The organism is Hymenobacter fodinae (assembly GCF_004745825.1).
Classification (GTDB): Bacteria; Bacteroidota; Bacteroidia; order Cytophagales; family Hymenobacteraceae; genus Hymenobacter; species Hymenobacter fodinae.
In genome coordinates this window covers 1-13,246 of record NZ_SRLA01000003.1, presented here as the reverse complement: position 1 = coordinate 13,246, position 13,246 = coordinate 1, and the positions used below count along the sequence as shown (strand labels likewise).

Below are 13,246 nucleotides of genomic sequence, written 5' to 3'. Positions count from 1 at the left end.
GCGTTACCCGTTATTTTTGCGCCACTAAAATTTGCTTACTCACCCGTGCCTTCTCTGCTCACTGTGTTGCTGCTGCCCCTAAGCTGGCTCTACGCCGGTGTTATGGCTGTGCGCAACTTGCTGTATCGCACGGGCCTGAATACCACCGTGGCATTTGCTGAAGTGCCGGTGCTGAACGTGGGCAACCTGCGCGTAGGAGGCACTGGTAAAACGCCCCACGTAGCCCACTTGATTACGGTGCTGCAGCAGCTAGGCCAGTCGCCGGCCATGCTTAGCCGCGGCTACGGCCGGCGCACCCGCGGCTACCGCTTCGCTACGGGTACCGACACGGCCGCCACTATCGGCGACGAGCCTCTGCAACAATTCCAGCAGTTTAAGCAAGCGGTGCCCGTGGCCGTTTGTGAAGACCGTGTGGCCGGCATCCGGCAACTGCTCTCCGACGCGCCAGCTACCTCCGTAATTGTGCTAGATGATGCCTACCAGCACCGAAAAGTGCGGCCTAGCTTCAATATCTTGCTCACGGAACAAGAGCGGCCTTTTTTCGAGGACTGGGTGCTGCCCGCCGGGCGCCTTCGGGAAAGTAGAGTCGGGGCTATACGGGCGGATCTGATTCTGGTCACGAAGTGCGACCCGCTGCTTTCCGAAGCTCGCCGCCAGGATATTACCCGCCGCATCCGGCGCTACGCCCGGCCTACCGTGCCAGTGCTGTTCTCTACATACGAGTACGGGGCGCCTGTACCGGTAGGCGCAGCCCCAGAGCCAACTGGGACCGAAGTGTTATTGCTCACGGGCATAGCCCAGCCTGAGCCCTTGCGGCAGTATCTGGAAATGGCTGGCTACCGTGTAGTGCACCACGCCCGCTTCCCCGACCACCATGTGTTCACGGAAGCAGAAATTGCCGCTGTGGCTGCGCAATTAGCGCCCGGCCAAAGCGTTTTCACCACGCAGAAAGACGCCGCCCGCCTGCTGGAGCCAGCTTTGGCGGCAGTTGTCAGGCAATTGCCCGTATTTTACCTTCCCATTGATGTCCGGCTCCTGGCCGACGGCGACGCCCGCCTGCTGGAGCTTCTGATACCCTACTTTCAGCCCCACGCTGTTGTCTGATTTACCCCTGATTCCGCTAATTCTGGCCGCTAGGCCTATCTGTTGGTTGCGTCTGCTGCTCCTGATGGCCCTGCTGCTGGGAGGAGTGCCGGCCCTGTTACCCGCCGCCCGGGCTCAGATCGTCGACGACTCCACTAAAAACCGGTACGGAGCCCGCACCACGTTCATCCTGCGTGAAGCCGATATGATGCGCGGTGATACCGTAGGCCGCATGATTGATACCACGCTCACGCGCCTGCCCCAAAACCGCTACTGGGTGCACGATTCGGCGTATTATCAAGACTTAGGCAACTTTGGAACGGCCTCCCGCCACCTGCTCTGGCAGCCGAACACGGAGATAGGAGCCCGTTTGGGCCGCAACGTCTTCGACCGTTACGTGCGCAATGCCTCCACCATTCCGTATTACGATACCCGCTCGCCCTACACGTTCTTCCGCTTCCATCAGGGCAATCCCTACGAGCAGATTTTTGAGCTTGGCTACACCCGCAGCCTTAAAAAGGACTTAAACGTGGGATTTGCCTACGAACGGTTTGGGTCGAATAAAGCAGTGGCCGTTCAAAGCACCCGCGCCGGGCAGGTAGAGCACAGCAACTTTCTGCTGTTTGTACGCTATCAAACCTCCGACGACCGCTACCACCTAATGGCCAATTTAACCACGGCCCGGCACCGGGCCGTGGAGCAGGGGGGGATTATTCCCTTGCCGACTGATATGTTAGAAGGCACAGATGGAAAGAAGGTAGATCTTTCGAAGCTGTTTGATTATCAGCGAGAAGAGGTTCGGTTAACTAATGCTGTTAATCGAGATGATCGAGATCAAGTGCATTTGGCCCATACCTACCGGTTGCTAGGCCGGGGCCTTACCGCGTATCACATTGCCGATTGGACCCGTCGTCAGAACAAATACTTTGACGATCAGTTGATTGTCACGCAATCTGCCATTCCTAGTCGGCAGGGCACATTTCGTTACGATCTGCGGCGGTTCAGTAATACCATTACCGATGACCGTGCTGATTTTCGCCAGATTGAAAATACTGTAGGGGTAATGGGTAACTCCCCTACTGTGGCCTACCGGCTCTACGGTAAGCAGCGGACGTACTCTTTAGAATCCCGCTCACGCTACGGTAGCAATACGATTACGGTTGAAAAGTTAAACTACCCGGCAGATTCTGTGCGCGCCACGCAGTTTTTCCTCGGTGGGTCTGCTGGTTTCACTTACAAACAGTTTGAAATTCAAACTTCAGGAGAGGTAAAAGTGCCGCAGAACTTCAAAGAGATTATTAATCTAAAAAAGACAGAATACATCTTTCGTGGAAACACAAACCTAGGTCCGGTGCGTGTAGATGGACTCATTACCAGTTATTCTCCTACTCTAACAGAACAGCGATTCGAGGGAAATCACGCTGTTTGGTATAACAAGAGCTTTAATAATACCCAAGTGCAGCACGTGCAAGGTGCGATAAATCAAAAGTTCGGTAATCAGTACGCTCAACTTGTTGGTGCTTTTGCCAACGTGTCTAACCTTGTGTACTACAATCGGCAAGCAGTGCCGGCTCAGCTTACGGATTCACGTCAGATAGTAAGTCTTACGGCTCAACACAAACTCAACGTAGGCCACCTATTCTTTGATAACCAAGCTACCTACACCAAGGTATTGAACGGCACTGAAGGGCTACGTTTCCCTTGGCTAGTAGGGGAGTCGCGGTTGTATTTCCAGGGATATGTGTTTAAAAAGGCCTTGTTTGGGCAGTTTGGTGTGCAGGCCTATTTCCAGTCGCGCTGGAAGCCATACGATTACAACCCCACTACTCAGCAGTTTTTCTTCCAGGACCACTTTACCATTCGTAACACTCCCATTGCCGACGTGTTCGTGAGTGCCGACATCAAAACGGTGAATGTGTTCTTCAAGATGGCCTACGTCAACCAGTTCCTGCCGCAGTCGGGATATTACACTACGCCGTACTACGCCGGCTTGCCCCGCCGACTTCAGTTCGGTATCCGGTGGCAATTTTTCAATTGATTGTTGAGGAGTAGTCAGATGATCTACTCCTCATCGGGCTACAATCAGCCATGAACGCCTAAGTGCTATGCATCCCGAAGGAAAAGAGAAAACCATCTTAAAGCTGAAGCTGAACACCGACCCACGGTGGGTGGATATTGCCAGCAAAAACATTGAAGATATTCTGGTTGACCATGCGTACTGCGAGCAGAAAGCGGCCAGCACGGGCATTAGCCTGATTGTAAAGTACCCGGAGAAAACTCGGCTTGTAGACGAGCTCACGCTGCTGGTGGCGGAAGAGTGGTCGCACTTTGAGCGGGTGCTGGCAGAGCTACGCAAGCGCGGGCATGAGCTGGGTAAGCCTCGCCGCGACGAGTATGTGGTGCAGCTCATGACCCACATCCGGAAGGGCGGCGCCCGGGAGCGGCAGCTGATGGATACGCTACTGGTAAGTGCTCTGATAGAAGCCCGTAGCTGTGAGCGGTTCAAGTTGTTGTGGAAGCACATTCCCGACCCTGAACTCTCTAAGTTTTATTATGAGCTGATGGTATCGGAAGCGGGCCACTTCGTGAGCTACGTTGATTTGGCCAAGGAATACTGCGACCCTAAAGAGGTGGATGTGCGCCTGCAGGAGCTGCTAAAGATTGAAGGCGAAATCATCGTTAATCTCCCTGTCCGCGACGACCGGATGCACTAGGCCACTGCTTCATTCCTTACATGACACCGGCCCCGGCTCTGCTTCTGGATTTTGAGCAGGACCGGGGCCGGTGTCATGTAAGGAATGAAGCTATCAGGTAGCGGGCTGGCCTACGAGCCCAGTAGGGGTTATTTGCTCCTGGTTGCGTGAGTTGAGCAGGCCGGCCGGTACACTTAGCTCGCCAGTCTGAAAATCGAGCAGCCCGTTACGTTCATCCTCAATATTGGTGGCTTGGGTATATACGTCGCCCGCAATATCGCGCCGCCGAAGTTCTTGCTTGAAGGCACGGATGTTCGTCGTGCGGGCTTCGGCGTCTTGTGGCCCGCCGTAATCGGAAAAGCCAAAGCCACCCCACTCGCTCACCAGCAACGGTACTTGACGCCGGTAGAAGAACGGGTCGCCAACTACCAGTGGAAACGCCGCGGTACCCTCCATCTCGCCGTGTACTAACCGGTCGAGCAGTTCCCGCCAGCGGCCCAGGTCAGGCGTATAGAGGTGGGCCGTGAGCAGGTCAGATTTTAGGCGGCCCTCCCAGGAAATATGGTGCCAGCCGTCATTATCCACTACCAGAAACTGCGGATACTTGATCTGCATGTAATGGTACATATCGACAATGTACTGGCGGGTCTCTTGGTTGGTCGCAATGTCTTGAGCGCCCCAATCTTCATTGTACAAGCTCCAGATTACCACTGAGGGGTGGGTTTCGATGAGTTCTACCATGCGCAGTAGCTCGGCCCGGTGGTTAGCTCGACTGCGGGAGGTAGAACTGTGAGGGCTGGGCACTTCCACCCACAGCAATAAGCCTAGCTCATCGGCCAAGTTGTAAATCCGTGGATCAACGCCGGCAATGTGCACCCGCACGAGGTTGCAGCCCAGCTCCTTCATGGCGTACATGTGGCGCTTGGTTTCCTCATAAGTAGCGGTACCTGGCTGATACAGAATGCCATCGAGGTAGGTAGGCTCGTTATTGAGGTAGATGTACCGGCCCCGGGCTTCAATTTTACGCAGGCCAAAGTGCGCCTCAATTTCTGCGGCATACCCGTCTGAATCTATCAGCTGCGCTTCCAGGCGGTATAAATTAGGGGCCTCTGGCGACCAGAGTTGCGCATTGGGTACTTCCATCACTACCCGCTGATGTATCTGGCCCGCCGGCAGGTTCAGTGGAAAGTCGGAGGTTGCAATGGGCTCTGCCGAAGCTGGGGCACCTCGCTCGCACACCCGCAGCCGGATAGTGTACGCGCCAGGGTCATGAATTCGTAGTGTCAGGTTAAAGCGCACCAAGTGGTCTTCCACTATGCTTACTATACCCACTCTAGAGCGTAACCGGTTGCGTTCCACCATTTCCAGCCATACACTCCGGACCGCCCCAGTGTAGGTTTGGTACCAGATGCCCCCGCGCTTATACACGTGCGACTCTTGCTTGCCGCGCGGAGTTTCGGCGTCCATTGTGTCGGCTATGCGAACGGTGAGGCGGTTGGAGAGGTGTAGCAGCTCCTCGGGCAGCTCGTAGGTGAAAGACGTATACTCACCATAATGCACGTCTTCGCCCTCAATTGTGCTCAGGAGCGTGCCGTTCAGCCACACCCGGGTTTCGTAGCCGCAGGCGCCAAACGTGATTTGCAGCATAGAGCGGCCTTCCTCCTTATCGAGGGCTGGCAACGTAAACTCGCGCTCATACCACACCACTACTTTATCATGCCAACTTGAAGGCGTGCATAAGCCTTTTGCCTCTGCAATGTGCTCTTCTACCGAGCCAGGCCACGAGGCAGTTTTCTCGTAGGTGTGGCCTAGCGCCCAGTTTTGATCAATACCCACGTCCTCATTATCGATAGCAAAACGCCACTCGCCGTCTAACAGCAAGTAGTTGTTCATGCGCAGTACAGCGCGGGGCAGGGGGTTGGTAATGGGTTCAGCAGCCCGCACATTCTCGGTTGTGCTGGTAGAAAGGCCATAGTTAGGATGATCAGCGTTCATGCAGAGGCAGGGCGTTCGTGACAGAATCCGGAAAAGCAGCGTCAGTGTAGGCCAGTAGCAGGGCTACTGTAGTAAAGCCTACCGTGGCAGATTATTGTACTAACGTATTTCCGCGGCGCTTGGATAATGCCGTAGCAGAACAAATACACCATGAGTCCCTTCGCTCATGCCAGCAGGGTATTACATGGGAATATTACGCGCCGATTGGGCTGCCCCCGCAAAGCCTTACTATATTAGCCCTCCTTCCTTGCCTGTGCCTACATGAAAAAACTGCTACTCCTTAGCTTGCTAAGTGTGCCTATGCTAGCCCTTGGTCAAGCAGAAACACCTAGTAACAGCATCAATTTTTGCGGAATGGATATTCCCACTCCTGCAGGCTGCACACCCGATTCTAAGTACCAAGTGCGCTGCGAAGGATACCAAATGACGTGGATGTATCTAGACTACAAGATGCTTACTGACTTTCCCGAGCAGTTTGTGCGCCAAATTGAAAAAAAGCACAAGCACACTGAACGGCAGCCGCTAGAGTGTCTCATTCTAGGCCAGGCCGCCAAAGGCTTTCGATTGAGCTACCCCTCAGAAACCGGTATGACCTACGAACTGATTGCCTACGGTGTGGCCAAAGGGCAGCCCGTAATGGTAGAGCTGACAATGGATATGGACCCGGAAAAGACCACCGACCTGCCTGCATTACCGCGCCAAATCGTTCAGCTCACCAAGTAAGTTTTAGCAAAAAGCCCCTTCACGTGTGAAGAGGCTTTTTTCTGGGAACAGCAGCGGCTGAAGTGGCCTAGGTCTTTTGCTTTTTCTTTTTGGCCGCCGGAAAGAGGATGTTATTCAGAATCAGACGATAGCCCGGCGAGTTAGGGTGGAGGGCCAAGTCGGTGGGCTCTTCCTCTACCATGTGTTGATAATCTTCTGGGTCGTGTCCCCCATAAAATGTCCAGGTTCCTTTGCCTAGAGTGCCATGCATGTAGCGGACTTCGCCCGAAGCCTTGTTGTCTCCCATCACTACCACATCGGGCTTAATTAAGCTTTTGCGAAAGGCTGTAGTCTGGCCCATAAAGCCTTTAATAGTGCGCTCGTGGTTTTGCGTGAGCATGGTAGGCACTGGGTCGTACTTAGCCGAGAAGGAGAACAACTGGAAATAATCGTTGTCTTCATACACGCCACGTTCGGCGGGCTGCATGTCAATGTTGGAGTATTCGTATTCCAGTGGGTCGCGCTCCAGTTGAAAGTTCTGGAATGCCAGCGTGCGGTTAAAATTCAGCTTCTGCTGGGCCTGCGGGTCGGCCGGGTCGCCGTCATACATTTCAGCCACCATATCTAGGCCTAGGCCAGCTAACGCAATATCATACGAGTCGGTGGCGGAGCACATGGCGAACATGAAGCCGCCGCCCGCAATAAATTCCTGCATTTTCACCGTCACGGCGCCTTTCATCTGGCTTACTTTAGCAAAGCCATTGCGTTTGGCGGCTGCCTCAGAATCGCGCTGCTGCTGCTGATACCACGGCCGGTAGCGGTAATTGCGATAAAATTTCCCGTATTCCCCCGTAAAGTCCTCGTGGTGCAGGTGCAGCCAGTCATACTTAGGTAGGTCGCCGCGCAACACCTCGTCATCGTAGATCTGGGTGTACGGAATTTCAGCGTAGGTCAGCACCATGGTCACAGCATCGTCCCAGGGCTGCTTGCCCTTGGGCGTATATACCGCAATCTTGGGCACCTTCTCCAGCTTCATCACGTCCATGTTGGCGTTTGGCTCCGCTATTTCGGAGAGAATGGAAGTGTACTGTGCCTCGCTAATTACCTGATAGGTGACGCCCCGCACAGCCAATTCATTTTCAGCTCCTGGCACTACATCACACGCAAAGGCGCCGCCCCGGTAATTCAGCAGCCAATCTACCTCCACCTGCTTGCCCAGCAGCCAGTAGGCCACCCCGTATGCCTTGAGGTGCTCCTTCTGGTTGGCATCCATCGGAATAAGAATATGATTGGCGCGAGCCAGGGTAGGGAGGCCTAGGCAGCCCGCCAGCAGCAGCAATACAGCAAACAGACGCGAGAGGTACATAGAAATTCCGGCGTAAAGGATGATGGCCTTGCGGTAGTTCAGCAACTACCTCGTCAGCCAAAGTACAGCGACCTAAGAGCAAAGTCGCGTCTTGATTTAAAGGTAACGAAAGCGGCTGGGAGTTTAGCGCAAACCGCCTACCTTGCGAGACCTGCCACGGCGGCCAAATGCCCCGCTGAGCAGGTTAGGCGGTTGAATCGCCTTGGCTTTATCCGTTTGCTGCCGTCGTTATGCATCTGCTGGAAAACATCAAAGAGGCGTTTCGCTCCATTAATAGTAATCTGCTGCGTACCATCCTTACGGCGCTTATTGTGAGCATTGGCATTATGTCGTTAGTGGGCATTCTCACTGCTATTGATGCTATCAAAGCTTCCCTGAACCAGACGTTTGCCAGTCTCGGGGCCAACTCATTTGAAATCAAAGCCAAGGGATACAATAACCGGTCGCGGCGCGGTGGCGTTCAGCAAAAAACGTATCCGGCTCTTACCTACTTGCAAGCCCGGCAGTACAAGCAGCGCGTGGGAGACGAAGCCAAGGTGGGCATCTCTACATTTATTGCGGGAGCGGTTGAGGTAAAGGCAAATGGAGAGAAAACTAACCCCAATATGCAAGTGGTGGCTGGAGACGAAAACTACCTCCTGATTCAGAATTATAACCTGTCCAGTGGCCGTTCTTTCTCCGCGTCTGAGTTGGAAAGCGGCACCAATGTGGCCATTGTCGGAGCAGAAGTCAAAGACAAGCTTTTTCCCAATCAAAGCCCGATTGATAAATATGTGTATATGCTAGGCCGCCGTTTTTTGGTTGTAGGCCAGTTGGAAAAAAGTGGTAGCACCATGGGTGGGGGCGGCGCCGACCGGCTTGTTCTCATTCCGCTGGAAACGGGCAACCAGCTCCCACGTCAGCGGGCACTAACCTACGATATCAAAACCGCTACGCTTAATCCCGATATGCTGAATTACATCACGGGAGAAGCAACGGGCATTATGCGCTCAGTGCGTCACGATGCCCTAGGCCAGGAGGATAGTTTTGAGGTGGAGCGCAGCGACTCTCTGGCTGGTAAACTCGATTCACTTTCGGGAAACCTGCGGATTGGGGGCTTCCTAGTAGGCTTTATCACACTGCTTGGAGCAAGTATTGCCCTCATGAATATCATGATGGTATCCGTAACAGAGCGCACCCGCGAAATTGGAATACGTAAAGCCCTTGGGGCTACTTCCCTTCAGATCCGGCAACAGTTTCTGATTGAAGCCATTGTTATCTGTGTAATGGGCGGTACTCTCGGGATTGTGCTTGGTGTAGGAATGGGCAACGGCGTGTCAGCGCTGGTGGGCAGCGGCGCTTTTATTGTGCCGTGGTTGTGGATGATGGTAGGCTTGGTTATCTGCGTAACTGTGGGCTTAATATCGGGCTATTATCCCGCCAGTAAAGCCGCCGGCCTCGACCCAATTGAGTCATTGCGTTACGAATAGCAAGTCAGTAGGGGAGTAGTCTGCCAACAAGTATGGGGGCCATATGGCTTGCCTTTCTCTCCTCTTGTTAAAAGGCATACCTTCAACACTACTAGCAGCTCCTAGGAGTCTGACGAGTTATTATTTTATCTGGGGATTATAGCGTGCTATAGCGGCCCCCTGATTTATTTGCGGCACAGGATTAATTAAAACAGCTAACTGGAGTATTCACTCAACAGCATTCTAGCAGCCTGACAGTTCTTTTAGCTGTCCGTTTTCAGCGTCAATCTATACAGGTGTTTCAGCTTTTCAAGGGTGATTATCCAAAGGCATAAATAAACGTCGGGCAAGAACTCAGTTTTAGCTTAAGCAGCACACAATTTGAGAAAAGGATAAAATCATCAATAAATGTCATTGAAAGCTAGCCTCACACTTGAGGTATTTCTAATTATAGCTGCTTACTTGCTGTGAGCCCTGGATTACCAGGGTAAACTCTTTGCTTCATTAACTGGTACCTACGGAGCTGTAAAAACAGCATGAGGTATCATGAATCTATTTGCTGCCATAGCTTGATTCCGGGCAGTTACATAATTCGCGGAAGGTCTGCCTGCACAGAAGCATCTCTCTTAGCCGCAGGTCTTAGTTAACATTGCTATGACTTGTAGAACTCTTTCCCATTCTACGAGCGTGTAGAATGGTAAGCCATAGTTTTTCCTGGCTCCAATAAAATAGAGAGGCTATTAGATCTAAAGTGAAGTCACCGCAAATCAAAAAAAGGCATACATAAGTTTGAGTCATGTATTTTATATACATTTGGGTATTGAACATGGAGGATTTATGACGAGTAACACAACAGTCGGACAACGCTTCTCGCAGTTAATATCACAATTAGGTATATCCAAAAATGCATTTGCTATATCGTTGGATAAAACTGCTACCGTGATACAACACCTTGTGGATGAGCGAAATAAGCCTGGTTATGACCTTTTGTGTAAGGTTTTTGAAGTATATCCAAATGTATCAAAAGATTGGTTATTGCAAGGTGCTGGCTCTATGTTTACTACTTCTGATGCAACGCCTCCTGATCCTGTAGGCCAGTCGGCTAAAACGGAAATAAGAGCAGAGTCGGCCCCACTTCGTACTACATCTGTTGCAACTCCGCCAGCACCATCTTCTATTAGCAGTGCAGAGGTACCAGCGCCTGAGCCAGTGGCGGAGCCATCAGCAGCAACACACGTCGCTCAAATTACTGCTCCCTCTCCGACCATCCCCGATCCTGTAGCTCCAGCAGCAGTAACTTCCGCCCCAGATACAAGCTGGCAAACGGCTCTTTACACACAACAAATGGCTCATCAATTAGCCATGGCTGAACTTCGCAATCAACATATGCAGGAACAGCAGCGTCTTATGCAGCAAATGATGGATCTCATGCAGCGTCAACTCGCTCGCTAGTCAGTAAGTGTTTTGCAGCATCTTAAAAAGCAACGGGCCCCGACTCCTACTATAGGAGTCGGGGCCCGTTGCTTTTTAAGATATATAAAGAGCTAATGCTGAAAAACCTCTAGGCCTATTTCCTCCGCTTCCATTAAGTTCTGCGGGTTTAAAGTGCTTAAGCGTAGATATTTTAACTCACCTACCAGCAACGGGTCGTACTTAGCCGTCACCCGAATATAATTAGGTGTAAAGCCTTCCATTTGACCATTAGTCACATCATCCTCAAACAGCACAATGGTTTCTAAGCCAACGTGCTGCTCATAGAAGTACCGCTTCTTTTTTTCTGATAAGCTCCGTAGTTGGGTTGTGCGCTCATGGCGGTGGCGGTCCTGAACGCGGCCTGGTAGGGTAGGAGCCAGAGTATTTTCTCGCTCTGAATACGGGAAGACATGTAGGTAACTTACGTCCAGCTCATTTAAAAATTGATAAGTAGTTAGAAACTCCTCATTAGTCTCTCCTGGGAACCCAACAATGACATCTACCCCGATGCAAGCATGGGGCATAACTTCCTTGATAAGCTTAACCCGCTCCGCATAGAGTTCTCGGCGGTAGCGGCGGCGCATCAACCCAAGAATCTTATTAGACCCTGATTGTAGCGGAATGTGGAAGTGAGGCATAAACCGCTTAGACTGAGCCACAAACCGGATTATCTCATCAGATAGCAAGTTTGGCTCGCAGCTGCTGATGCGGAAACGCTCAATGCCTTCTACCTCATCCAGGGCCCGCACTAGGTCATAGAAGTTTTCTTTTCTTTCGCGTTCAGGTCCTTGCAGGCCAAAGTCACCGAGGTTTACACCAGTCAGCACTATTTCCTTAACCCCTGTCTCTGCCAGTTTTTGCACGCGGTCTACTACGCTCTGCACAGAATCTGAGCGGCTATTACCCCGAGCTAGTGGGATGGTGCAAAAAGAGCATGAGTAATCGCAACCATCCTGCACTTTTAAAAAAGTGCGAGTCCGGTCGCCATAGCTATGCGCTGCATGAAATTCCGTCGCTTCGCTGATAGGGGAGGCGTACACTTGACCCGGTTGGCCGGCCGCGGGTTTTTGAAATCCGGCCAACGTCTCTACAAGCTGAAATTTCTCCGCTGCTCCTAGTACAGCATGCACACCTGGTATTTCAGCAATTTCCTGTGGCTTAAGCTGGGCGTAGCAGCCAACTATAGCCACAAACGCTTCCGGATTATGCTTAAGCGCTTCCTTTACCACTTTACGACACTTGCGATCTGCATGATCCGTCACAGAGCAAGTATTAATAACGTAGATATCTGCCGCTTCCTCGAAAGCCGCCTTCTCGAAGCCATGCTCCTCAAACTGCCGACCTATCGCAGAAGTCTCAGAGAAGTTGAGCTTACAGCCCAATGTATAAAAGGCAACTTTCCTTTTTTCCATAAATGTTACTGCCTCTTTCCTTACAGCCTCACAAAACAGCTAGGCCATAACCAACAAGTGACAGGTATTAATTCAGTTGATCACTCCTTATTAAGGAGTCTAACAGGTGAAATGAATGAACTTCCCTTCTGCAAAGTTAACACTGGAAAACCAGCAGAGCCGTATTTCAACTTATCCACCTACTAATTCTGGTGTAGTATAGATAAATGCGTTACCCATGAGCTTGCTGTGAGTTCAAAACGATATGCTGTCTTCATAAATATGAATAGGTTCCAGCATTACCTTATACAACTAAGGTGAGTTGATAGCTTAAGCTCTGGTATACCTTCATGTAAGACAACAGTGATCTGGTTTGTGAGCATAGTTGGTTCTTACTACAAGGTTAAGGGTATAGGTATCATGATACACCTATTCTATAGTAAGCTTAGCCTATACTGACGTTCCCCAAGAGGAATCTACAAGTTTTTCATCTCTCAGTAAACCAACTGCCCTACGTAAGTAGTTATGCCACAGCCTACGGAGAGAAGGAGGGGGCTAGACGCATCCTACGGCACCTGAAATTTTCTCTATTAGGCTTGCAAAAGCGAAATGAAAGGCTGACTTTTGCACTCCCAAATCAAACGGAGGCGGGCTACGAACCGGGCGCAGAAAAAGTTGCGCGGCGCACTAGGAAAAGCAGAAACGCTCTGCGTACCTTTGCACCCCGCTTCAGCCGGAAGCGCCGAGGTACATGAGACAGAAAAAAAGTTTTTTGCTTCTCGCTTGCTGGTTCAAAAAAGCTTCTTACCTTTGCACCCCGCTTCCGGCCAGAAAGTGGCCCAGGGCGCGGGAAACACCGAAAGCGAAAAAGTTTTTTTGCCTTCGGGGTTGCAAACGAAGAAAACAAAGCAGTATCTTTGCAGCCCACTTCAACCGGAAGCGAGTGAGTCCAACAAAAAGTGAGAAAGTTTTTCACCGAAAAAGTTGGCCAAGTGAAAATACCGGCTTACCTTTGTCGCCCGCTTCGCTTGGAAGCGCGGCAAACGCCAGCCACCGACTGCTAACCGAGTAGTCACAGTGCCTTCTTCGAACGAG

Annotated in this window: 9 protein-coding genes; 6 read left to right on the top strand and 3 right to left on the bottom strand. The window is 51.7% G+C overall.

From position 1 onward, the window contains the following. Positions 1-45 precede the first annotated feature (45 nt). From lpxK to miaE, 3 genes are all read left to right on the top strand, one after another. Complete coding sequence (gene lpxK, locus EU556_RS14040) at positions 46-1,104, top strand: tetraacyldisaccharide 4'-kinase (protein ID WP_135434786.1); 1,059 nt, start codon at positions 46-48, stop codon at positions 1,102-1,104. Next, a complete protein-coding gene (locus EU556_RS14035; RefSeq protein ID WP_135434785.1) occupies positions 1,097-3,121 on the top strand; it encodes a putative porin in 2,025 nt (674 codons plus the stop codon). The genes lpxK and EU556_RS14035 overlap by 8 nt, the downstream gene beginning before the upstream one ends. A gap of 67 nt (positions 3,122-3,188) precedes the next feature. Beyond that, the gene (miaE, locus tag EU556_RS14030) at positions 3,189-3,797 is read left to right on the top strand and encodes a tRNA-(ms[2]io[6]A)-hydroxylase (RefSeq protein WP_135434784.1); all 609 of its coding nucleotides are present in this window, start codon (positions 3,189-3,191) and stop codon (positions 3,795-3,797) included. 93 nt (positions 3,798-3,890) lie between these two features. Here the strand turns inward: miaE and EU556_RS14025 are convergent, their stop codons facing one another. Beyond that, positions 3,891-5,771 (bottom strand): glycoside hydrolase family 2 protein, encoded by a 1,881-nt coding sequence (locus tag EU556_RS14025; protein WP_135434783.1) that lies wholly within the window; start codon positions 5,769-5,771, stop codon positions 3,891-3,893. 354 nt (positions 5,772-6,125) lie between these two features. On the opposite strand from EU556_RS14025, the gene EU556_RS14020 reads away from it, so the two are divergent. Next, a complete protein-coding gene (locus EU556_RS14020; RefSeq protein ID WP_135434782.1) occupies positions 6,126-6,494 on the top strand; it encodes a hypothetical protein in 369 nt (122 codons plus the stop codon). Positions 6,495-6,561: 67 nt separating this feature from the next. Here the strand turns inward: EU556_RS14020 and EU556_RS14015 are convergent, their stop codons facing one another. Beyond that, complete coding sequence (locus EU556_RS14015) at positions 6,562-7,839, bottom strand: asparagine synthetase B (RefSeq protein WP_135434781.1); 1,278 nt, start codon at positions 7,837-7,839, stop codon at positions 6,562-6,564. 230 nt (positions 7,840-8,069) lie between these two features. Between EU556_RS14015 and EU556_RS14010 the strand changes: the two genes are divergently transcribed. After that, on the top strand, positions 8,070-9,308 hold the full coding sequence (locus EU556_RS14010; RefSeq protein WP_135434780.1) for an ABC transporter permease: 1,239 nt from the start codon (positions 8,070-8,072) through the stop codon (positions 9,306-9,308). A 792-nt stretch (positions 9,309-10,100) separates the two neighbouring features. Continuing rightward, a complete protein-coding gene (locus EU556_RS14005; protein WP_135434779.1) occupies positions 10,101-10,739 on the top strand; it encodes a hypothetical protein in 639 nt (212 codons plus the stop codon). A gap of 92 nt (positions 10,740-10,831) precedes the next feature. On the opposite strand, the gene mtaB is transcribed toward EU556_RS14005, so the two are convergent. Further along, entirely contained in the window at positions 10,832-12,172 is a 1,341-nt protein-coding gene (gene mtaB / locus EU556_RS14000; RefSeq protein ID WP_135434778.1) for a tRNA (N(6)-L-threonylcarbamoyladenosine(37)-C(2))-methylthiotransferase MtaB, read from the bottom strand. Positions 12,173-13,246 lie beyond the last annotated feature (1,074 nt).